Raw genomic sequence first — 23,174 nt, 5'->3', positions numbered from 1 at the left:
TCTGAACAGCGCCCGATTGGGTCCCAGCAGCGCTTTTCACGCGTGGGCAGCGATCAAACGAACCTACGGTTCGTACCGTTCGCAGGTCGATTGCTCAAGAAGCCCAGACCGTCCAGCACATTGATCCGGTTTCGGTATCTCTGCCGATACGGAAGCCGGTACTAAAACAAGTCATCAAGGAAGAAACAACTCCTATCACAAACGAGGGCACTGACGCCGTCGTCGCAAAGTTTCTGTTTCGCTCGTCGGGGGCGTTCCGAAGGCGCATCCTCGCTAAGCACTTCATTTGTACTACTGGAATAGAAGCGTATGTGCCTTCACGCGACAAGATGTCCTTTCCTTCGTGAGGGTTAAATTGACGCGACCGACAAACAAATGTGCGAATACATGCGAACGACAGATCTGCTCAGACGGTCTGCCGATACGGCTATCAAGCGGTTCGGGAACGAAAGCCACGCGCCAGCAGGATCCAACGGACCATGGAACGACGAGGACACTCCAGTCAGGAACACGGCTCATTGGGGGATCACCTTCGCTTGGGCTGCTAAACAGATCGGGGATAGGAAATACAGGGATGCGGCTCGGATGTGCGCGACGTACCTATGCTCGGATGAGGTCCAGCCGGAGGGATACAGTTACCGACATCGGCAGTCCGATGAAAAAGACCAGTGTAACGGTCTTATCGGACAAGCATGGACGATCGAATCTCTGATCCGCCTGGGTAAACTTCTTGACAATCCCAAGCTACTCGATATCGCTGAGAGCCTGATCGAAACCCATCCCTATGATGGATCCCTTCCTGGCTGGCACGCAATCGATGTTGACGGTACCGACCTCGGTTACCATTTCACGCTCAACCAGCAGCTCTGGTTCGCGGCTGTTGGTGCGGAGGTGTGTGATCGGCGGGAGAACGACCGAATCGAACGACAGGTTCAGGCTGTTCTTGATAGGGTACCATCGATCCTGACGCAATTCCGTGAAGGGCCAGTCTACCACTCGGTCGCTCCAGGATTGGATCCAAAATTGTTCGTCCCATATCTGGTCAAAAATATCCGCCTGAAACGGATTCCTGATCCAATTCTCCACAGGGTTCGGACAGAGTATAGGCGTAAGATTGAACGACGGTCCTACGGATACCACTCATTCATTCTAAGTAGTCTTGCCATCCTCCATGAACAGTATCCGAATCATCCAACCTGGGAAGATCCATTGATCGAAACACTCACTGAGTACACGCGATCGGAGCGCTATCGCGTAGCGATCAACGATAACCAGTTCTGCTATTCATACAACCCGACTGGATTTGAAATCGCTCACTGGGAGTGGGAACTACACGAGAACAAGCATGCTGCCGAGGATTGGGTTTCAGAGCAACTCTCCCGGTGTTACTCGTTTGATCGCGACAGAATGGACCGTACCCCCTACGACGAGGAGACACTCGCCGCGCGGATCTATCAGCTGACCCGACTGCCGGAACTGACGATCACAGTTGATCAGCACGAGAGGTGATTTACCGGTTAGTCAATCATTGATGAGAGTCATTGCCAGTTGTAGCTGCGAAGCTGGTCGTGATTCTGTTTTTTCAAGTACGGTACTTTGCTATCCGGATCGGGATAGCCGCCTCCTATCAGTGTGATAGTTATTTCATCCTTGCTAAGGTCAAGTATGCAGCGGGTTTGATAATCCTCGGACGGAATTACAGCCAGTTAATCGTGCATGATGATATTCCATTAATTTGAGCGCGAACTGAAGCTCCATCGCCGACAGAGTAGAGTCAACGAACACAACGTTTTCTGATTACGGTGCAGGGACGCTGTCTCCGGCGGGAACCGTCAGTGATGGAATGGTGGTTTTGGACCCCGTGATACCGAGCAGTGGTTAATAGATTTCAACGAGAGATTCTAAACCGTCTCACACTTTATATTGATGGTTGTCTTTTATTCTCATGATTGTCATTCAGAAGTCCTATATTTTTGCGTTTAACAATACAGAACAACATCCTCATGACGAGTAGTACTCAAGGAACCCTCGATGTTTCTGTGATAATTCCCTCGTATAACGATCCAAAAGGTACACGTACAACAATCGAGTCGCTATCTAACCAGTTATATGAAAAGTACGAAATTTTGCCCGTTGATAATAATTCGACGGACAAAACAGGGGATGTGATCCAGAATCTTACCGAGCAGAATCCAAACTTAGTTACCCCACTCGAAGAAACTGACGTTCAGTCCTCCTATGCAGCTCGCAACACCGGGATAGAACACGCCTCTGGTGATGTTTTGCTTTTTCTTGATGCTGATATGTGGGTCTCCGAAACCTGGGTCAGGGATATGGCTACCGTCCTTGAATGCAACGACTACGACTACGTCGGCTGTAATGTCGAAGTCGTCGTCAACGACCAACCCAATTTATGGGAACGCTACGAGCAGTCGCTCTCCTTCCCCGTCGAGAGCTACCTCGAGCGAAAGTACTTTGTCCCGACCTGCGCGCTCGCGGTACGGCGCGAAGTTTTTGAGGAGATCGGCCGCTTCGAGCATCGCCTCGAGTCCGGCGGCGACAAGGAGTTCGGCCAGCGCGTCCACCGGGCCGGCTTCGACCAGGGCTACGCGGAGTCGATAACCGCCTACCATCCGGCTCGAGACTCGCTCGCCGAGCTGCGCTCGAAAGCTCAGCGAATCGGCCGCGGGCGAGCGCAGATGCGCCACTACCACTCGGAGATTGACGACTACGCTCACCCGTTGCACCCGACGCGGTTCCTCCCGCCGAGTCCCTGGCGGCTCCGGGATCGATACTCGGGGACGTCCGTCTCCGCGTCGGAGATGATCGGGTTCTACGCGCTCGAGTATGGCCTGAAACTGACCCAGTCAGCGAACGCACTCCGCGAGGCCGTCGCGATCCGATGGGGAGAGTGAACCACGATGGTCGCGATCGTCGTCCCCGTCTACAACGACCCCGACGGCATCCGAACTACCCTCGAGTCGATCTGTCCCCTCCTCCAAAACAACGAAGCACACCTGTACGTCGTTGACAACGACTCCACAGACGAGACTCCGACAGTCATCGACGAGTATACCAACGAACGAATCACCTACCTCACCGAGACCGAAATCCAATCCTCCTACGCCGCCCGCAATACCGGCATCCGAAACACCGACGCCGAAATCCTCGCCTTCGTCGACGCGGATATGACCGTCCCCGAGGACTGGCTCGAGTCCGCCCTCTCCACCTTCCGATCGACGAACGCCGACTACATGGGCTGCAACGTCGAACTCATCCTCCCCGACGACCCCGCCCGTGCGGCCCGCTACGACCACCACACCGGATTCCCTATCGAACAGTACATCGAACGCCAGCACTTCGCCCCGACCTGTTGCCTCTTCGTCCGCCGCGAGGTATTCGAGGACGTCGGCCTCTTCGACCACCGACTGATCTCCGGCGGCGACAAGGAGTTCGGCAACCGGGTTCACGAGGCGGGCTACGACGTACACTTCGCCGAGGACGTCACCATGTACCATCCAACGCGGAACTCACTGGAAGCGCTCGTAAAGAAGGACCTCCGCGTCGGTCGCGGGCTCTGTCAGCTCCAGCGCTATCACCCCGAGCGCTACGGAACCCCTGGCGTCCCTCCCCGCCCGAGTGGCGTCAAGTCCCCCGATCGCGACCTGCCGCGCGGCGATCGTCTCGCCTTCGGCGCGCTCTCGAGGGTCCTCACCGGCGTCCGCGGTCTCGGCTACTACCAGGAGTACCTCGCAGACGGTCAAGAGCCTGAACTCGAGGACGGAGTTCCGAGATTCGAGGAGTGAGCGACGTTTCCGACCGCGTACGACGAACGAAGGAGATTAGTTACCCGCAGCGGCGTCGGGATCGACTGTCAATTGGGAGTGATTTACATCGATCAGCCCATACAGATAACCGAAACCGACTGCAGCAGTAAAAATGAAAATCGTCACGAGCTGTTTCACTTTTGGACTCGAGGGCCCCCGAGCCAGGTCCGACATCCGCCCCGGAACGAACTCGAGCAGCAACTGCTTCAAATACTCATTCTTATCTCCCGAAGCCTCGGGCAACAGAAGGTCCATGATCCGTTTCGAGTAGCCCTGCCAGAACGATCGGAACACCAGCCACCGGAAGTCGCCGCGGTAGTCGAACAATTTGTGGTGCACTACGGCCTCCGTATTGTACACCACGCCTCTCCCGTACTTGTTCGCCATCCGGATACAGACCGGTGCTTCGTGGGCCTGGATGTGCCGGTCGCCGCGCCGACCCGTGTTCTCGTCGTAGCCGCCGACGCTCAGAAACACGTCCCGTCGAAACGAGATGTTCGAACCGTACGTGTTCCGCAACTCCGCCATGTGGTCGCCCATCCCGCGTTCGTCACAGCCGACGAGCCAGTAGAACTCCGCCGGAAAGAAGTCGGGCTTCTCGGTCACCCAGTCCGGTGCGACGTGGCCGCCGACGGCGATCGCGTCCCGTTCCTCGTAGACTCGAGCCAACTCCTCGACCCAGTCGTCCTCGGCGACCGCGTCGTCGTCGATGAACGCCACGACCTCGCCCGAGGCGAGCTCGGCGCCGCGAGTCCGGCTGTAGGAGATGCCTTGATTCGCGTCGTTACAGTGTACGCGTACGTTGTCGCGGGCACCGTAATCGGTACGGACGCGCTCGAAGACGTCGTCGTTCCCGTCGACCACGATGACGACCTCGAGCGGATCGTACGTCTGAGCGAGAACGCTGTCGACGCACTCGGAGAACACGTCGTAACGGTCCATTGCGTAGGTGCAGACGACGACGGAGACCTTCATCGCGCCTCGATTGCTGTGATCGGAGGATAAGCTTTTTCGTTCCGATGCGTTCCAGCCTGTATTCGCGAGCGTCGTTCGTCGAACCCGGAAGTCACGAATAATCGCTCGTTATCGGGTCGGTCGAACCCACGGACTGGGGCCCGTCGACGCTCGCTTGAGAGTGGTGCGTCGTTCGCGACTGGTCATACTCGTGACGACCAGGCCGCCATTGTCACGGCCAGGCCCCTGTCGTGACAATTTGCTGTAAGTCCAATCGAGCGGTACTCGCGCCACGAGCGGCCGGTGTGGATCAAACTGGTGGCTCCGAGAGAAAGCGCACATGACGTCCCGACGAAGCGGGCGCGTGTGGTGGCGAAATCACGTGCGACGGATCGAGACCGATCTCTCGGAGGACCGTCGAGGGCTCGAGACCAGTTCAGGTGCCGAAGACGGAGGAACTACTCGGACTCTCTGATCTCGCTGAGGCGTTCCCAGATTTCGGTGCAACCGCAGCCGTCGTCGATATTCGAGAGGTGATCGACCTGCCGCTGGTCGCCGTCCTCACCCGGCTGGTTCTCGGTGTCCATGGTACTCAAGATTTGAGTAACTCGGACTAGGCCATTAACCCCACGGAGAAACGTTCGTTTGTCACCGACCGTTCCGAAGAGTAGAACGAAGTAAGCCGTCGTAGCGGTGTTGGGCGTAACGCAATCCCGCTTTCGGATGGTGCAACGGACTACTCAGGTGCACGCTACAGCATCCGTGACAGCGAGTCACCAGTAGCAGCGCTCTCGAGCGAGTTTTTGCGAGCGGATAAGTGACTCGTACTCGTCGAAAATCCGCGAAAGCGAGAGTAAATGCGATGTACAATCCCTGAACGAACAGGACCCCTTTTGCCACTTACTCACGACTCGAGTCACTATGACCGTGCTCGTAACAGGCGGCGACGGATACATCGGTTGGCCGACGGCGCTGCGGATCGCGAATCGAACGAGCGATCGAGTCGTGCTCGTCGACAACTTCGCCAGACGGGAGTGGGTCGAATCCGTCGGCTCGACGAGCGCCGTTCCGATAGCCGATATCGACGAGCGTATCGCCGCCGCCAAGGAGGTCCACGGCCTCTCCAATCTCTCGTTCATCCGGGGAGATCTGACCGACAAGGAGACCGTCGATCGGCTGTTGACGATCCACGAACCGACGGCGATCGTCCACACCGCCGCACAGCCGTCGGCGCCGTATTCCCAGATCAACGGGGAGCGGGCGAACTACACGCAGCACAACAACATGCAGGCGACGCGAAACCTGCTGTGGGGGCTCGAGGAACACGACCTGACCGACACGCACTTCATCGAGACGACGACGACCGGCGTCTACGGTGCGCCCGAGTTCGAGATCCCCGAAGGCGGGGCGACGATGGAGAACCACGGCGAGCGAGACGAGGTGCCGTTCCCCGCGATGGCCGGCAGCTGGTACCACCTCACCAAGAGCCACGACGCGGCCAACATGCGTCTCGCGCACACGCAGTTCGACGTGCCGATCTCGGACGTCCGGACGGCGATCACGTACGGGGCCGAGACCGAGGAGACGGCCGCGGATCCGCGGCTGGCCACCCGGTTCGACTTCGACTACTACTTCGGCGTCGTCGCCCACCGGTTCTGCGCGCAGGCCGTCGCCGGCTACCCGATGACCGTCTACGGGAAGGGCGAACAGCGCAAACCGTTCGTCGCCCTCGAGGACGCGGTCGAAGGGCTCGCTCGGTTGGCGCTCTCCGATCCCGACGAGAGACCGGACGACCACGTCGTCTACAATCAGGTGACTCGAGCGATCAGTATCGTCGAGATCGCGGAGACGGTCGCCGACGTCGCCGGCGAGTTCGATCTCGGCGTCGAGGTCGAGCACTTCGACAACCCGCGCGACGAGGACGAAACCCACAAGATGGAGATCGAGAACGATCGGTACGCCGCCCTGATCGACGGCCAGTCGACGACGTTCGAGGAGGGCGTCAGAGACGTTCTCGAGTCGTTGGTCGACTACCGGGACACGGTCGAAGCCCACGAAGACCGGTTCCTGCCCGACGTGTTGACCGGCGATGAGGCGACCGAGACGGTCACCGGCGAGTCGTCCGACGAAGCACAGCCGATCGACACAGAGGCCGAGTAGGATGCGCGTTCTCGTCACGGGCGGGTGCGGCTACATCGGGAGCGCGCTCGTGCCGCTGCTGTGTGACGACGAGCGGGTCGACGAGGTCGTCGTCCTCGACTCGCTCGAATCGGGATCGCCGGCGAACCTCCGCAGGAGTATCGGCGACGCGCTGGAGTTCCGCCGCGGCGACGTTCGCGAGTACGGCGACGTCGAAAGCGCGATGCGCGGCGTCGACAGCGTCGTCCACCTGGCGGCCATCACGGGTGCGGCCTCGACCCACGACCGTCGCGACGAGACGTTCGCGGTCAATCGCGGCGGGACGGAGAACGTGCTCACCGCCGCCGGGAAACTCGGCGTCGACTCGGTCGTGTTCGCGTCGTCGTGTAACAACTACGGGCGGGCGGCCAGCACGAACATCGACGAGACGACCGAGCAGGATCCGCTGAACCCCTACGCGGAGTCGAAAGTGGAGTCCGAGCGACTGCTGACCGATGCGATCGAGGACTACGGCATCGACGGCACCGCGTTGCGAATGAGCACGAACTACGGCTGGTCGCCCGGCGTCCGGTTCAACCTGGTCGTGAACCACTTCGTCTTCCGGGGCCTGACCGACCGTCCGCTGACGGTGTACGGCGACGGGAGCAACTGGCGGCCGTTCATCCACGTGGAGGACGCCGCACGGGCGTACGCACACGCCGCCCTCGAGCCCGAGTCGTGGCCGCGAACGGTCTACAACGTCGGTTCGAACGACGAGAACTATCGAATCGCCGAAATCGCCGAAATCGTCCGCGACGAACTCGACCGCGATCTGGACATCACCTACCTCGAGGACGAACATCCCGGGCCGTCGTACCACGTGAACTTCGACCGGCTCGAGAAGACGGGATTCGAACCCGAGTGGACGGTTCGGCGGGGCGTCCGCGAACTCGCGGATCGGCTACGAGGACGGCAGACTCGACCGATGACGATCGAAGCATGACGGGATCGACGAACACGACGGAGACGACGGCAGATACGGAATCGACGGCCGATCAAGGCGAACCGACGACGGCCGATCGAGGCGAACCGACGACGAACGATCGAGACGAGCCGACGATCGCGATCACCGGAGCGGCCGGGTTCATCGGCAGTCGCGTCGTGGACCAGCTTCGGTCGGCGCACCCCGACTGGAACCTGCTCGCGCTCGACAACCAGTACCGCGGACAGCTCGAGTCCGTCGGCGAGGTGGAGATCGACCACGTCGACGTCCGAAACAGGGGCCGGCTCGAGGAACGGCTCGAGGGTGCGGACGTCGTCCTCCACCTCGCGGCGGTCAGCGGGGTCGACGACTGCGACGAGAACCCGGACCTGGCCTACGAGGTCAACGTCACGGGGACGAACAACGTCGCCTGGTTCTGCCGGAAGACCGGGGCGGGCCTCGTGTTCCCGTTCAGTATGGCCGTCCTCGGCGATCCCGAGACGTTCCCGATCACCGCGGACCTGCCGCGCGAGCCGTTCAACTGGTACGGGCGGACGAAGCTCCTCGGCGAGCGGGCCGTCGAGACGTTCGCCGACGGCTCGTTCCCCGCCCACGCGTTCCTGAAGTCGAACCTCTACGGCGACCACGTCGTCGACGGGACCGTCGTCTCGAAACCCACCGTGATCAACTTCTTCGTCGATCGAGCGACGGCCGGCGAGACGCTGACGGTGTACGAGCCGGGGACGCAATCGCGCAATTTCGTCCACGTCAAGGACGTCGCCCGCGCCTACGTCCGGAGCGCGGAGCGACTGCTCGAGCAGCTCGCGGCGGGCGAGACGGGCGCCGAAACGTACGAGATCGCCGGCAACGAGGATCCGTCCGTGATGTCGGTCGCGGAGACGGTCCGCGAGCTCGCCCGCGAGGAACTCGGCGAGACGGTCGACGTCGAACTCGTCGAGAACCCCCGGAGCGCCGAGACGCTGGTCGAGGACTTCGCGGTCGACACCTCGAGAGCGAACGACGAACTCGAGTGGGAAGCGCGTCACACGGTCGAGGAGTCGGTCCGGGAGCTACTGCGACGACGGACGTAGTCGATCCGCGGACCGTTTCGGAACGACTCGAGCCGTGCGACCACTCGGATTTACGGTCGTCCGCAGCCAATCGGACGGTAATGGGTCCGCGAACCGGTTCGACGGAACTGCTTCAGCGACTGAACCTGAAGGAGTACGAGACCACGGCGCTCGCCCACTTACTGAGCGCCGGTCGGACGACGGCACCGGATATCGCCGAGGCGACGGACATCCCGCAGGCGCGGGTGTACGGCGTCCTCGATTCGATAGCCGATTGCGGCTTCATCGAGGTGATCCCCGGTCGACCGAAGCAGTACCAGCCGAAATCGCCCGAGGAGATTCTCGAGCGAGCGAAGGAGAACCGACGACAGCGATACGAGGATTACTGTACCGAGATCGAGGATCTCCGCGAGGAGTTCCTCGAGGAGTTCGGCCCGCTGTACGAGCGGGCGGACGGAGACGTGACGCCGACGGCCGACCTGTTTCACGTGGTCGACGTGGGAAACCCGAGCGAGACGGAGACTCGGCAGCTCTACCGGAACGCGTCGGAGGAGGTCTTCGTCATCACGAACAGCTTCGCGTACTTCGACGACGTCGAACCGGCCGTGACCGGCGCGCTCGAGGACGACGTCTCCGTTTCAGTGCTCTTCCTCGAACCGCGAAAGCTTCCGCGGGAGAAAGCCGCCGTGCAGGCGGATGTCGTCGACCGCCTCGCGGTCGACTTTCCCGAGATCGAGTACCGATTCAGCGAGGAGCTCCTCCCGTGGCGCGGGACGTTCGTCGATCCGAGCATGGAGTACGACTCCGGGAAGGCCATCTTCCTCGTCGAGGAGACCGACGTTCCCGACCACCGCCGCCAGGCCGCGATCACGGAGAACGGCTCGTTCGTCGCGGGCATGAAGCGGTACTTCGATCTGATCTGGGAGTACGAGAGCCTCGAGACGCGTCCCTCGAGATGATCGATCGTCGCGACCGGACGACCGGCGAGCGCTACGATCCGCCGTACCCCGTCGGCAGGTTGCGCACCACCGTCGTCCGGAAGCGCCCCGACAGGAGAAGCAGCGCCGCGAAGTAGGTCATCGCGCCGACGGCGACCAGCGCGACGGCCGCCAGCTCGCTCGGCTCGAGGAACAGGCGTCCGGCGCCGACGACGGCGGCCATCGGTACCGCGGCGAGCACCTGCGTCCCGACTTCGCGGAGGGGGAACGAGACCGCGATGAACCGATCGAGAACCCGATAGCCGATCACCAGCGTTACCAGCGCGGAGACCGCGGTCGCGACGGCAGCGCCCATCCAGCCGTAGACGGAGACGAGCGCGACGTTGAGGGTGATGTTCGTGACGAAAAAGACCGCGTTGATTCGGAACGAGAGGTCGGGTCTGTCGAGCCCGTTGAGGGCATTGAGGAACTGCTCGCCGTACGCGTAGGCGAGCCGCGAGCCGACGAGTATCACGAGCACGGCGTGGCCGACGCCGAACTCGGGACCGTAGATCCGGAGGACGAAATCGCCGATGAGCGCGCTGCCGACCAGTCCGGGAATGAGAAACAGGCCGGCGTACGCGAACGCGTCGTCCAGCAGGCTCGCGATTCGGTCGTGCTCGTCGTCCTCGGCGACGCTACTGATCTCGGGAAACAGCGTCTGCTGTATCGCGAGGCTGAAGATCGCGAGCAGCGACGCGAGGTTCCAGGAGATCTCGTAGACGCCGATGAGGTCGGGCGCGACGAACACGCCGAGGACGAGCGTGTCCATCGACGAGAACGTGCGCGAGCTCAGCCGCCCGAGCCACGAGTACCGGGCGTAGTCGAACAGACTCGACAGGTGGCGGCGACTGGGGAGGTCCACCGTCCAGGTGATGAAAACCGCCCCCACGACCCCCGCGATGGCGGCCGCGAGCGCGTAGCCGGCGAGGAGCCCGTACAGCCCGAAGCCGAGGACGACGACGCCGATCTGGAGCGCGCTCCGGGAGAACGTGTCCACCGGGGTGAGCGCGCCGGAGATGTGGACGCGGTGCTGTCCCTGGAGCGCGCCCGAGACGAACATGAGCAACAGCGATCCGAGGAGGACGACGGCGATCGGGAGCGCCACGGGCTGGCCGATGTAGGCGGTGACGAGGTCCCGCGCGAGGAACAGCCCGACGAGCAGTACCGCGTAAATCCCGAGGAACAGACCGATTCCGGCGGTGACGTACGACCCGCTCTCCCCGCCCTCGCTCAGACGTTTCGTCAGCGCCGACTGGACGCCGCCGAACAGGATCACTTTCAGCCAGATCACGATCGCCACGACGAGGAAGTACGTTCCCAACACGCCCGCGCCCAGCGTCCGTGCGAGGTAGATCGTCGCGAGAAACCCGAATATCGACGACGCGATCTGCGACGCGAAGTTGATGAACGAGATCTGGCCTAGCTTCATACTCCGGTCCCGGCGTGAACGGCTATCGTCCGACGGGTGCTCGCGAAAAACCGCCGTCGAATCCTAGTCACGGTCCGCTCGCAGAAACACCATCGGTCCGCGCTCCGCGATGCGACTCACGTCGTATCCGAACTCCCGAAATCGGCGTTCGACGGCGTCCTCGGTGACGCCTTCCTGTTGATGGACCTCGCAGAACACGGTCCGTACCGCGCTCGAGGACAACGTTCCCTCCAGACCGTCGAGAACCGCGAGCTCGCCGCCCTCGACGTCGATCTTCACGACCGACGGCGTCGGGACGCCGTCTTCGATCACGTCGTCACCCGGCCGGACGGGTACGTCTGCGACCGTGTCCGCCGACGTATTCACCAGCGAAAACGACCCGTAGCCGGGCCGGTCCTCCTCGCCGTGCAGCGCGGCCGTCCCGTTCCGGTCGCTCAACGCGACCGGGAGGATCGTAACGTTCTCGAGGTCGTTCAGCGTCTTGTTCCGGATGAGCTTCGCGATATTCCGGTGGTGGGGTTCGACGGCGATGACGCTGGCCTCCGGGTTCGCCGCCGCCGGCAGCAACGCGTGCGTCCCGATATTCGCACCGACGTCCCAGTAGACGTCGTCGGCGCTCACTTCCGCGACGATCTCGTCGATAAGTGCTTCCTCCTCGAGGAAACTCGAGACGCGATTGTACTCCGCGAGGGTCGACACGTCGAACCGAACCGATCGGCCGGCGACGTCGACGGGGTACGGGTTCGGGGCGCGACGATGATCGATCATCTTCGTGCCCGTCTGGATTCGACGGTGGATCTCGAAGACGAACGGGTGGAGACCGGCCCGTTCGGAGAGGCGCCGAACCGGTCCCGCGTAGAGCGAGGACAGCAGCGTTTCCGCTCGTTCGTGCATGGCGCACATCTTTCTCTCCCGTACGACGGAGAGACACATTATACTGGTCACTGCTCTCGCGCACAGCGAGAGTCGAGCGGTTCGTCGGATCGATCGCACGGCGCGCCGTCGCGCGGACCGACGCCGACGGCTTTCAGGGAGAAAACAGCCCGTGTCGAGCCGGATACGAGTTACAGAGCGAGAGGACGCCGTACAGGTCGAAGTAGTTGTTCTCGCCCTCGAGGTGGCGCCGGTACAGGTCTTCGACCGTCTCCCAGTCGACGATCGCCGGACAGCGGTCGGGGTTCTCCGGCGTCAGCAGGTGCGTTTCGGCGATGTCGGTCTCTCGCAACACGCGATCGCCGTCGCTCCACGAACCGCCGCCGCTCCCGGACTCGGAATCGGAGCCGAACTTGCCGCTGAAACTCCGCCACAGCCGCGCGGCGCTGTACACCGTCCTCGGATAGGTCAGCGGGAGACCGACGCTCGACTTCGGAATCTCGGCCAGCGTCCGGTTTCGAGCCGTGAGGGTGCGGTTGACGACGCTCCGGCGCACGTGGTGGCGGTGGGGAACGGACAGCGAGAACTCGATCACGCGATTGTCCAGAAACGGATAGTGCGTCGGCAGCATCTGGTTCGCGGTGTAGTACATGAGATACGCCTTGTTGTTCGTCAGCGGGTAGAAGCCGCCGGCGTGCGTGAGCGCCTCGAGGGACGGATACGTCACGCCGTGGTGAACGACGGTTCCGTCCGATTCCGTCATGCGGTCGCGCAACACCTCGATTGGGCTCTTTTCGAGCGTCACGTACTCCGGTTGCTCGTTCGTCGACGGCCCGCGGTGGTACTGGTAGTTGCGGACGATGTGCTCGGCGTACGAGTCGACGTCCTCGACGGGATCGAGGATCGGCAGCGGGATCGTCCACCCGAGGCGAGGGACGGGAACCTCCAGCGTCGGCATGTAAAAGCCCTCGAGCACCGTGTCGGCCGTGTGGCCGGCGAACACGGCGTCGACGTCGTCCGTGAGTTCGTCTTCGAACCCCGCGAAGTGCGCCTGATCGAAGAACGACGAGAACACGTGGGAGTCTGCCACGCGCTCCAGGACGTCCGTCAGATAGTCCGGTTCGCGCCGAAGAAATCTGAACTCGACGCCGACGGTTTCGCACACTTTCCGCGCGATTTCCGCTTCGTCGTTCATCGAGTCGTTCAGGTGGTAGCCCGTCACGTCGCGGTCCTCGAACAGCGACAGGAGGAGCCTCGAGTCGCTCCCGCCGCTGATGAACAGTCCCTCCTCGGCCGACGGCTCCCGGCGCTCGTCGACGCTGTTCCGGATGATCGACGCGAATTCCTCGACGAACGCGTCGTATGACTTGTCCGTCGGTCGATATCGGGGTACCCAGTATTTCTCGAGGGAGGTTTTACCGCTCTCGAGGTCGACGGTGAGTTTCGATCCGGGATGGAGCTGAGACACGCCCTCGAACGGCGTGCAAACGCCGAACGCGCGCTCGAGTTTGAGGTACTCCGACATGAGTTCGTCGTCGACGGTGGTGCGAAAATCCGGATGCGCCAGAACGGTGTTCAGGTTCGTCGAAAACAGGACGCGGCCGTCGAGCGCCTCCGTGAAGTAGATCGGACGAGCGCTGAGTCGGTCCGTGAACAGCGTCGCCTCCGATCGGTCGCGATCGAGTACCAGCCCGGCGAACTCGCTGTTCAAACCGTCGACGAACGACGGCCCGTGTTCGGCCAGCAACTCCGCACAGTAGCTCGCGTCGGCCGTCTCGCGGTTTCGTCTCGGCGCGTACCCCGTCGAGTCCTCGAATCCGATGACGTCGCCCCAGATCCAGAGCAACTGCTCCGATCCCCCCGTTCCTCGAGCCGTCGCGGGCTGCTGTGCGTCGGTTTCCCGGTGGACCGAGAGGTGTACTCGAGCACCGTCGTCCCTGTAATCCGCCGTTTCCTCGTCGACACCCCACTCGATAGTGGACGCGATCGCGTCGATATCGTGCTGTGGATCGCCCAGAACCCCGCAGATGCCGACCATGGGTTCGTCGTTGTCCGGAGAGCGAGAAAAGCGTACTGGAGCGTTCGACTCTGAGAGAATCTCCCGAATCGGTCAGCGGTAGTCCGTTCGGTAACCGCGCTCTCGCATCCACGCATCGTCGAAGACGGTGTCGAAGTACTGATCGCCGCTGTCACAGCCGATCGCGACGACGTTCGCGTCCGGTCGATCGCTCGCGACGTCTCGAGCGACGGAGATCGCGGCTCCGGACGAGCCGCCGACGAGAACCCCGCTCTCGGCGGCGGCGCGCCGGGCCTGAACGAACGCCCGCTCGTCGCCGACGCTTCGCACCTCGTCGACGTACTCGAACCACATCGTCGGGAGTTCGTGGTCCTTCCCGAGTCCCTCGACCTCGGTGTCGTACGCCCCGGAATCGGTTCCGTAAAACGCGGTCGAGATGTTCGAATCCTCCGCGTCGACGCCAATGACGCGCACGTCCGGCTTCCGTTCTTTCACGAACTTGGCGATGCCGGAGGCCGTCCCGCCGGTCCCCATCGGACAGACGACGTGGGTCAGCCCGCCCGGAGCCTGGTCCCACAGCTCGGGGCCGGTCCACTCGTAGTGAACGGTCGGGTTCAACTGGTTCGAATACTGGTCGATCCAGATCCCGTCCCGTTCCGCAGCGATCCGCTCCGCCGTCTTCCGATAGTGTCGTTCGTCGTCCGCGTCGACGTTCGGGCACTCGACGATTTCGCTCCCGAACGATCGAACGTAGCCGATCTTCTGCGAACTCGTTCCGGCCGGGACGGTCAACACGCCGTCGTAGCCGAGTCGATTCGTCACCAGCGAGATCGCGCCGGCGGTATTGCCCGACGACGCCTCGACCACGACGTCGCCGTCCGCCAATCGGCCATCGGCTTCCAGTTCGCGAACGATCCCGAGCGCGAGGCGGTCTTTCATCGACCCGGTGGGGTTGTCGGACTCGAGTTTGAGCAAGACGTCCCCGCCGTCCGTCGGTTCGGGGTACTCGACGAGCGGGGTTCCGCCGATGCGGGCCAGTACCGGATCGTCCGTCGGGTACGGGGAATCGTTCGTCTCGACCGTCGCCACTTCGCTTTCGATCCGTCCGCCGTCGCTGGCCACGGCGCCGTTCGGAGGATCGGCAGGCTCGTCGGTCATCGTTGCCGCTTTTCGGCGTCGCTGTACTGGTCGGTGCGCGTCGAAACCGCCGTGAGTGCGGGTGCAAACGCGAGGCGACCGAACGACGACACCTGCTCGAGCGCGGACGACGACGATACTGAGAGAACTGCGCCTACCTGTCGCATACCAACGCTCTACGACTGCGCGCGGCTTAACCGACTCCGATGCATTGTCAAGTTATTATTCGTGATTCGTTACCGTGCTAGTATTCGTAATCCGGTATCGTGCCCCTATCGGGTTACAGCCGCATCCGAAACGACCGACGAGACGGAAGGGAACGGCGGCTCGAGGCGGGATCACGATCGATCGCGGAGGATCGATCGTTTCGCCCGTTCGAACGCCGATTGCGCCGGTTCACCGCCGGCAGCGACCGCGGCGTAAAGGAAGAACTGCGGCTCCACGGGGTACAGCGTCACCGCCCGCCGGAGAAACCGACGCGCCGTCTCGTACTCCCCCGCGGGGAGCGCGTACCACGCGCCGACCCGGAACGCGGCCCAGCCGAGCATCTCGCGCTCGAACAGGCGGCCGTACGCCGCCGCTCGAGGCCGGTGTTTCCGGACGAACCGCGGATACGTCTCCTCGACTAACGACTCGAGGTCGTCGGTAATCCGGTCGTGACCCCCCGCGTGGTTCGTGACGAGCGGTTCGGAAATGGGCCGAACGCGCCAGCGCTCGGCGATCCGAATGTACCAGTCGAGATCCTGCCAGCTCGGGAACGCCTCGTCGAGGGGGCCGGCGTCTTCGGCCGCCGCGGCCCGAACCATCACGCAGGAGAACGAGCCGATCGCGTTCCGGCGGAGGAGCGTCCGCGTCACGTCCCCGGCGGCAGACGCGTCGGTCGTCCGGACCACCGTCCCGTCGTCGTCGACGATTCGGAGCGCGGAGTAGACCAGTCCGACGTCGGCGGGCGATCGCCGAAACGTCTCTACCTGCCGAGACACCTTCGACGGCGCCCACTCGTCGTCGTCGTCGAGAAACGCGAGGAAGTCGCCCGACGCTTCGCGGATGCCCGTATTCCTCGCCGCGTTCGCCCCGCGGTTTTCGTCGTGTCTGATAACGACTATCTCGTACGGGAAGTCCTCGCGCAGCGGCTCGACGGCCGCTTTAGCGGGGGTCTCCGATCCGTCGTCGACGACGACGATCTCGAGGGTCTCGTAGGTCTGTTCGGCCACGCTCTCGAGGGATCGGACCAGCCGCTCGGGCCGGTCGTACGTCGGAACGACGACGCTCACGAGCGGCGTTCGGTCGGTCATCTCACTCCTGATAGCCGAGGTCGCGCAGTCGTTCCTTGACCTCCTCTTGCATCTCGACCTCGCCGAGGTCCGTCGCGGTCTCCTCGACCGCCCGTTCGTGCTCGTCGATCACGGTCCGCGCGTGCTCGAGGGGCTCGGGTTCGGCGTCGACGAGGTTCTCCCGTTCGTCGGGGTCGGCCGTCAGATCGTACAGTTCCTCGCCGTCGCCGGTGCGGATGTACTTCCACTCGCGGTCGCGGTAGGAGAAGCGTCGCTCTCCCGAATTCGTGTTCTCCCAGTCGCCGACGACGTGCTCTCGGGACCACCCGTCGCCGTCGAACAGCGCGTGCAGACTCTCCCCGCGGAAGGTCGGCGGCTGCTCGAGCCCCGCGCCGTCGACCAGCGTCGGCGCGACGTCGAGGAGGCCGACGAGGTCGTCGTGCTCCCCGCCGTCGCCTGAGCCGTCGTCGTACAGCAGCGGGACGTGGAGCACCTCGTCGTAGAAGGTCGCGTAGTGGCTGAACTGGCCGTGGTCGAGGAACTCCTCGCCGTGGTCGGCCGTGACCGTCACCGTGGCGCCGTCCCACGAGTCCCGGACGGTCTCGACCAGGCGACCGATCTGCTCGTCGGTGAACCGGATCTCCGCGTCGTAGAGGTCCACGATGTCCTCGAGTTCATCCCGGGTAACCTCGTCTGGCGACTCGATCATCTTCCGGCGCAGTTTGATCGCCCGCCGGTCGCCGATCGGCTCGTCCCGAAAGGCGCGCTGATGGCGCTCGGGGGGGACGTAAGGGTGGTGGACGTCCATGTAGTGGACCCACATAAATCGCGGACCGTCGCCTTCGACGGAGTTCGCCCACTCCAGCGCGCGGTCGGTAATCTCGTCGGCGCTGACGTACGCCGACCCGACGTTCACGCCGGCGGTTTGCTCGGCGGTCTCGAACGCCTGCGCGAGCGTCTGGTAGAGCAGGCCGTCCGAGTCGAGTTGGTCCTTGACGAACTGCCGAAGCCGCGCGGTCGCCGACGGATCCGTCTTCGAGTCGTAGAACTCGTCGAACCCGCGGTCGTACCCGAAATCGGCGCTCAGGTATAGATTCGAGTGAAACCCGGCCGTCCGGTAGCCGGCGTCGTCGAACGCTTCCGATAGCAGCGTTCGGTCCTCGGAGATCCGCTCGTAGCCGCCGTACATGAGCGCGTACGACGACGTGAGAATCGACGGGAACGAGGGACGAGTGCTGCAGGCGTGGGCGAACGCGTTGGTACAGGTATGTCCGCGATCTGCGAGGTCGTCCAGATTCGGCGTCGTGTCCCGGGCGTAGTCGTGCCAGCCGACGTGATCCGCGCGGAGGGAGTCGACGGTCACGAACAGGATATCGTCCATGCGGACAACTGCAATGTCGCATCATTTCACGGTTGTGATGGCTTTCTTATACGTTTCGGCGATCTCCGCCCAGTCGAAGTCCCGAGCGAACGACCGGAGCGGGCCCGGGTCCGTCCTCGCGGCGCGCTCGACGGCGCGGGCGATACCCTCCGGCGTCAGGTCGCAGAACTCGACGAGTCCGTCGAACCGATCCTCGGCGCGACCGCGAACCTGCACGGTCGGCAGTCCCGCCGCCCCGTACTCGAGGACCTTCAGCGTGTGCGGGTCGTCGACCAGACAGACGCCGACGTCGGCGGCGCGGAGGTAGCCCGGCACGTCCTCGTGCGGGACCGTCCCGGGAAAGACCACGTTGTCGTGGGACGCCGCCGTTCGCTCGACGAGGTCCGAGAGCGACCCCGCACCGAGGACGACGAGCGTCCAGTCCTCCTCGAGTGCCGTCGCCGCGGCGAGCAGTTCCCGGATGCGGTAGATCGGCTCGAGTCCGCCCACGTAGATCGCGACGCGCTCCGCACCGTCCGCGTCGAGCGACGACTCGGCCCTCGAGAGCGCCTCCGGCGAGGGATTCGCGAACCGATCGAACTCGACGCCGAGATCCGTCTTCGTCGCGGACGCGAGGCGACTGACGCGCGCTCGTTCCTCGGCGTAGACGTACAGGACGTGGTCCGCGACGCGGAACGCAGCGTTCTCGAGGCGGCGGACGATTTCGGCGAGCCAGCGCGGATTGGTCTCCTCGAACTGTCTGATCGGATCGACGTGGTCGACGACCAGCGGCGTCCCGGTCGCGAGTTTCAGGACCGCTCCGGCGATGGCGCCCGCGCGCGTCGTCCCGACGACGACGTCGTACCGCTCGCGCTCCCGAAGCGATCGTAACACCGTCTTCGGCGTGGTTCCGCGGACGGTGACGTCGACGCCCTCGCTCGAGAGGTGGTCGGCGATCCGCTGGCGGCCGACGCTGATGTCCGCCGGTTTGTCGGGGGTGAGCCAGAGCACCGACGGCGGGGCGTTCGCGGCGGTCATCGGTACCGGGCGAGTCCGTACAGGTAGCCGAACCCGACGACGGCGGTGAAGACGAACAGTGCGAGCAACTGCGTCGCCCGTCCCGCGTGCGGGGCGGTCACGAGGCCGCGGGTTCGTTCGGGAACCGAGTCGAAGAGGAGTTTCCCGAGGAACTCGCTCTCCTCGTCGCTCGAGTCCGGCACGAGCGTCTCCATCGCCCGCTTCGAGTAGCCCTGCCAGAACGCCCGCTCGAGCAGCCACGTCGGGTCCGTTCGGTACTCGAAGACCTTGTGCTCGACCGCGGCGTCGGGGACGTACCAGACGCCGCGACCGTACTCGCGTTGCATCCGCGCGCACAGTTCGGTCTCCCCTCCCTGCAGGTTCCTGTCGCCCTTTCGACCGCCGATGTTCGTATCGAAACCGCCGAGGGTTTGGAACACGTCGCGACGAAAGGAGATGTTCGAGCCGAACGTGTTCCGCACCTCTCCTTCCCCGTCGGCGAAGCCGCGGTGGGTCACCCCGACGAGCCAGTAGAACTCCTCGGGGAGGAAGTCCGGCTCTCCGGCGACCCATCGCGGCGTCATCTTCCCGCCCGCCGCGATCGCGTTCTCCTCGTCGTAAGCGTCGACGAGCGACTCGAGCCACGCCTCGTCGGCGACGGCGTCGTCGTCGAGAAACGCCACCACGTCGCCGCTCGCGAGTTCGACGCCGCGATTGCGGCTCGCCAGCAGCCCGCGGTTCTCGTCGTTACAGTGGACGACGACGTCGTCACGCCCGCCGAAGTCCTCGAGCACGCGCTCGTAGACGGCCTCGACGCCGTCGACGACGACGACGAGTTCGACCTCGCCGTACGTCTGCTCGAGGACACTCGTCGCGGCTTCACGGAAGTCGTCGTACGTATCGAGGGAGTACGTGCAGAGTACGACCGAGACGTCCATCGAGCGTACGTACCATCGCTTCCGCCGTCAGTGTTGTGGAGAAAACGACTATCGCTCGGTGACTGTCGCCGATCGGTACATGAAAAGGACGCGAACAGATGACAAGGCTTATTCTTGGCTTGGCACTGGTGGAACCTAATGAGTACGGATACCGAACACGTCGAGGAAGGGGGCGAGACGTCCTCGTCCGTCCTCGAGTCGTGGGCCGACTGGTATCACCTCCCGATCATCGGGGCGGTGATGCTGTTTATGTTCTGGGTGCGAACCCAATCGTACGATCGGTTCGTCACCGACGACGGGACGCCGGCGCTGGCGGGCGTCGACTCCTGGTACCACTGGCGAACGATACAGTGGACGAGCGAGAACTACCCGCGGACGATGCCGTACGAGGTCTGGACGGGGTTCCCGGACGGGAATCAGGTCGGTCAGTTCGGCACGCTCTTCGATCAGCTCATCGTCACCGTCGCGATGATCGTCGGACTCGGCGATCCGTCGCCGGAAACCCTGTACACCGTCGCGTTGCTCTCGATCCCGGCGATGGCCGCGCTGGTCGCGATCCCCGTATTCTACATGGGGCGTCGGCTCGGCGGGACGATCGGCGGAATCGTCTCGATAGTCGTCCTCGCATTGACGCCTGGTTCGTTCTTCTCGCGATCGCTCGTGGGTCAACTCGACCACCACGTCGGTGAGGCGCTGTTCATGGCGATCGCCGTCCTCGCGATGATGGTCGCCGTTCGCGTGGCCGAACGGGAGCAGCCGATCTACGAACTGGTCGCCGATCGGGACCGCGACGCGCTTCGCGAGCCCGCAATCTACAGCGTCCTGGCTGGACTCGCACTCTCGTTCTACATCTGGGTGTGGCCGTCGGCCGTCGTCCTGATCGGCATCTTCGGCGTCTTCTTCGTCGTCCAGCTCTCTCTCGACTACCTCCGCGGCATCTCCCCGGATCACGTCGCCTTCGTCGGTGCGATCAGTCTCGGCGTGACTGCGGTCGTCTCGACGGTCTTGATCGAAGACCCCGGGTTCAGCGTCTCGAGTTTCGGCTACGTCCAACCGCTGACCGCGCTCCTCGTGGCCGGCGGCTGCCTCTTCATGGCCTGGCTCGCGCGAACCTGGAACGCGCGCGGTTTCGATCGCCGGTACTACCCCGTCGCGATCGTCGGCATTATCGGCGCCTCGATGCTCGTCATGTGGCTCGCGATACCCGAACTGTACAGTACCCTGGTCGGGAACGTGACCGGCCGACTGCTTCCGCTCGATCCGAGCACGGGGGCGCTCACCATCTCGGAAGCCCAGCCGCCGGACGACTTCACGGGTCGCGCCTTCGACGAGTTCGGTGCCGCCTTCTACACGATGCTCGCAGGCCTCGCGCTCCTCGTGGCGCGGCCGTTCCTCGGCCGCGAACTCCGTGCCGAGTACACGCTGATCGTCGTCTGGGCGCTGTTCATGATCAGCATGGCCGCGACGCAGGTCCGCTTCATGTACTACCTCGCCGTCGCAGTGGCGGTCGTCAACGCCGTCTTCGTCGCGGACGTGATTCGTCTCTTCGACCTTGATATTCGGCCGGGACTCGACTCTCTCCGCGGGATCGAGACGTACCAGGTTATCGTCCTCTTGCTGGTCGTCGTACTCCTGTTCGCGCCGCTGCTGCCGCCGATGGCGGCCGACGACACGACGACGTGGGAGCGCGGACAAAACACCGGTCCGTCCGGCGGAGCGATGACCTGGCAGGAAGCGAACCACTGGCTCGCGGGGAACACACCCGAGCCGGGTAACTGGGGCGGTGCGGACAACGCGGACGAACTCGACTACTACGGCACGTACGATCCAGACGACGGGTACGAGTACCCCGAAGGCGCCTACGGCGTGATGTCGTGGTGGGACTACGGCCACCTGATAACGACGCAAGCCGAACGCATCCCGCACTCGAACCCGTTCCAGCAGAACGCCGTCTCCTCGTCGGCGTACCTGACCGCCGACTCGGAGGAACGCGCCGAACTGATCCTCGATGCGATCGCCGCGGGCGAATCGCCCAGCGATCAGACGGACGCGGAACTCGAGTCCATGGCCGAAGACGCGACCCACGAGGAGATGCGGTACGTGATGATCGATCACGAGATGGCCGGCGGGAAGTTCAGCGCGATCTCCCAGTGGACGGGGCCCGACTACGAACACTACTACGGCACGACCGACTACCAGGTCGGCGGCGGCGAGCAGGGGCTCCCGGCACCGAACGAGAACTACTACAACACGACGATGGCCTCGCTGTATCACGACGATGCGGATGGGATGGAACACTACCGGCTGGTCCACGAGAACGACGACTACGCGTTCGTCGGGGCGATGCAGATCGGCCAGAGTCTCAGGCCGCACTACTCGCTCGAGTTCTCGCGACTCGGCATCGACACGGGTTGGAGTGAGAACGCCGAGACGTACGCCGCCGAACTCGAGGAGGCCCGCGCAAACGACGAGATCTACCAGGGTATCGGTGGGGCCCCGATGTGGGACGCCGAGGTCGTCTCGACGGTCAAAACCTACGAGCGCGTCGAAGGGGCGACGATCACCGGACAGGTCGACGACGAGGAGAACGTACTCGCGGACGACGCGACGGTGACGGCGGAAGTCGAACTCGAGACCGAACCCGGGCGAACGTTCACCTACGAGCAGACGGCCGACGTCGAAGACGACGGCAGCTTCGAACTGACCGTCCCGTACGCCACTAACGACGAACTCGGCGTCGACGACGGCTACACGAACAGCAGCGTCGAGGCGCTCGACGGCGAGTACGACGTGACCATCGGCGAACCGGGCGAAGACGGGTTCGAAGGACAGACCGAGGTCTCCGAGACCGCAGTCGTCCAGGGTGACTCCGTCACCGTCGACCTCGAGCAGGTCGAACTCGAAGACCCGGACGCGAACGACACAGACGAGAACGATGACGCAGACGGGGACGAGGAGGGTGCTGACGGCGAGAACGATGACGCAGACGAAACCGACGGGAACGAAACCGACGACAACGAAACTGACGGCGCCGACGGAGACGACGGCGCCGAGACTGAAGACGAGTAATCGCTTCTCGAACCCTCCCTCCACTCACGGACCGTTCGGAGACGCTCGAGCGGATTTTGCTGTACGATACCGCCGGAACGCATCGTCCAACGGAGCCGCTGGCTCGATGCAGGCGCCTACAAGAGTAAG

At 63.5% G+C, this 23,174-nt stretch carries 19 protein-coding genes; 8 read left to right on the top strand and 11 right to left on the bottom strand.

The window, feature by feature from the left end; translation table 11 throughout:
• The first annotated feature begins 387 nt into the window (after positions 1 to 387).
• The 3 genes from ACSFC7_RS20800 (at position 388) to ACSFC7_RS20790 (ending at position 3,806) form a co-directional block, all read left to right on the top strand.
• Entirely contained in the window at positions 388 to 1,509 is a 1,122-nt protein-coding gene (locus ACSFC7_RS20800; RefSeq protein ID WP_436344718.1) for a hypothetical protein, read from the top strand.
• A 494-nt stretch (positions 1,510 to 2,003) separates the two neighbouring features.
• Positions 2,004 to 2,915 (top strand): glycosyltransferase, encoded by a 912-nt coding sequence (locus tag ACSFC7_RS20795; RefSeq protein WP_436344717.1) that lies wholly within the window; start codon positions 2,004 to 2,006, stop codon positions 2,913 to 2,915.
• Between the two features lie 6 nt (positions 2,916 to 2,921).
• Positions 2,922 to 3,806: a glycosyltransferase gene (locus ACSFC7_RS20790; RefSeq protein WP_436344716.1), complete on the top strand. Its 885-nt coding sequence runs from the start codon at positions 2,922 to 2,924 to the stop codon at positions 3,804 to 3,806.
• A 36-nt stretch (positions 3,807 to 3,842) separates the two neighbouring features.
• Here the strand turns inward: ACSFC7_RS20790 and aglG (ACSFC7_RS20785) are convergent, their stop codons facing one another.
• Positions 3,843 to 4,802: a glucosyl-dolichyl phosphate glucuronosyltransferase gene (gene aglG / locus ACSFC7_RS20785; RefSeq protein ID WP_436344715.1), complete on the bottom strand. Its 960-nt coding sequence runs from the start codon at positions 4,800 to 4,802 to the stop codon at positions 3,843 to 3,845.
• 437 nt (positions 4,803 to 5,239) lie between these two features.
• Positions 5,240 to 5,377, bottom strand: coding sequence for a hypothetical protein (locus tag ACSFC7_RS20780; protein WP_436348047.1), 138 nt, complete (start codon positions 5,375 to 5,377; stop codon positions 5,240 to 5,242).
• A 325-nt stretch (positions 5,378 to 5,702) separates the two neighbouring features.
• Between ACSFC7_RS20780 and ACSFC7_RS20775 the strand changes: the two genes are divergently transcribed.
• From ACSFC7_RS20775 to ACSFC7_RS20760, 4 genes are all read left to right on the top strand, one after another.
• Positions 5,703 to 6,941: an NAD-dependent epimerase/dehydratase family protein gene (locus ACSFC7_RS20775; protein ID WP_436344714.1), complete on the top strand. Its 1,239-nt coding sequence runs from the start codon at positions 5,703 to 5,705 to the stop codon at positions 6,939 to 6,941.
• Position 6,942: 1 nt separating this feature from the next.
• Positions 6,943 to 7,902, top strand: a complete 960-nt coding sequence (locus tag ACSFC7_RS20770; protein ID WP_436344713.1) for an NAD-dependent epimerase/dehydratase family protein — start codon at positions 6,943 to 6,945, stop codon at positions 7,900 to 7,902.
• Positions 7,899 to 8,972, top strand: coding sequence for an NAD-dependent epimerase/dehydratase family protein (locus ACSFC7_RS20765; RefSeq protein WP_436344712.1), 1,074 nt, complete (start codon positions 7,899 to 7,901; stop codon positions 8,970 to 8,972). Before ACSFC7_RS20770 ends, ACSFC7_RS20765 begins: the two co-directional genes overlap by 4 nt.
• 80 nt (positions 8,973 to 9,052) lie before the next feature.
• Entirely contained in the window at positions 9,053 to 9,910 is an 858-nt protein-coding gene (locus ACSFC7_RS20760; protein WP_436344711.1) for a TrmB family transcriptional regulator, read from the top strand.
• A 31-nt stretch (positions 9,911 to 9,941) separates the two neighbouring features.
• Here the strand turns inward: ACSFC7_RS20760 and ACSFC7_RS20755 are convergent, their stop codons facing one another.
• From ACSFC7_RS20755 to aglG (ACSFC7_RS20715), 9 genes are all read right to left on the bottom strand, one after another.
• Positions 9,942 to 11,360 (bottom strand): oligosaccharide flippase family protein, encoded by a 1,419-nt coding sequence (locus tag ACSFC7_RS20755; RefSeq protein ID WP_436344710.1) that lies wholly within the window; start codon positions 11,358 to 11,360, stop codon positions 9,942 to 9,944.
• A 63-nt stretch (positions 11,361 to 11,423) separates the two neighbouring features.
• Positions 11,424 to 12,254 (bottom strand): FkbM family methyltransferase, encoded by an 831-nt coding sequence (locus ACSFC7_RS20750; RefSeq protein ID WP_436344709.1) that lies wholly within the window; start codon positions 12,252 to 12,254, stop codon positions 11,424 to 11,426.
• Positions 12,255 to 12,387: 133 nt separating this feature from the next.
• Positions 12,388 to 14,271, bottom strand: coding sequence for an asparagine synthase-related protein (locus ACSFC7_RS20745; protein ID WP_436344708.1), 1,884 nt, complete (start codon positions 14,269 to 14,271; stop codon positions 12,388 to 12,390).
• 72 nt (positions 14,272 to 14,343) lie between these two features.
• Positions 14,344 to 15,408 carry a PLP-dependent cysteine synthase family protein gene (locus tag ACSFC7_RS20740; protein WP_436344707.1) on the bottom strand — a complete coding sequence of 355 codons (1,065 nt, stop codon included), beginning with the start codon at positions 15,406 to 15,408 and terminating at the stop codon, positions 14,344 to 14,346.
• Entirely contained in the window at positions 15,405 to 15,554 is a 150-nt protein-coding gene (locus tag ACSFC7_RS20735; protein ID WP_436344706.1) for a hypothetical protein, read from the bottom strand. The genes ACSFC7_RS20740 and ACSFC7_RS20735 overlap by 4 nt, the downstream gene beginning before the upstream one ends.
• Before the next feature lie 171 nt (positions 15,555 to 15,725).
• Positions 15,726 to 16,682 carry a glycosyltransferase family 2 protein gene (locus ACSFC7_RS20730; protein ID WP_436344705.1) on the bottom strand — a complete coding sequence of 319 codons (957 nt, stop codon included), beginning with the start codon at positions 16,680 to 16,682 and terminating at the stop codon, positions 15,726 to 15,728.
• A gap of 1 nt (position 16,683) precedes the next feature.
• Entirely contained in the window at positions 16,684 to 18,042 is a 1,359-nt protein-coding gene (locus ACSFC7_RS20725; RefSeq protein ID WP_436344704.1) for a sulfatase, read from the bottom strand.
• A 21-nt stretch (positions 18,043 to 18,063) separates the two neighbouring features.
• Positions 18,064 to 19,059: a glycosyltransferase gene (locus ACSFC7_RS20720; protein ID WP_436344703.1), complete on the bottom strand. Its 996-nt coding sequence runs from the start codon at positions 19,057 to 19,059 to the stop codon at positions 18,064 to 18,066.
• Positions 19,056 to 19,976 carry a glucosyl-dolichyl phosphate glucuronosyltransferase gene (aglG, locus tag ACSFC7_RS20715; protein ID WP_436344702.1) on the bottom strand — a complete coding sequence of 307 codons (921 nt, stop codon included), beginning with the start codon at positions 19,974 to 19,976 and terminating at the stop codon, positions 19,056 to 19,058. Before aglG (ACSFC7_RS20715) ends, ACSFC7_RS20720 begins: the two co-directional genes overlap by 4 nt.
• Before the next feature lie 138 nt (positions 19,977 to 20,114).
• Here aglG (ACSFC7_RS20715) and ACSFC7_RS20710 point away from each other — a divergent pair, with 138 nt between their 5' ends.
• Entirely contained in the window at positions 20,115 to 23,045 is a 2,931-nt protein-coding gene (locus ACSFC7_RS20710; protein WP_436344701.1) for an oligosaccharyl transferase, archaeosortase A system-associated, read from the top strand.
• The last annotated feature ends 129 nt before the right edge of the window (positions 23,046 to 23,174 follow it).

This window comes from Natronorubrum halobium, assembly GCF_051351675.1.
Classification (GTDB): domain Archaea; phylum Halobacteriota; class Halobacteria; order Halobacteriales; family Natrialbaceae; genus Natronorubrum.
Note: the sequence above shows the minus strand (reverse complement) of the source record. Positions and strands in the feature narration are given on the sequence as shown.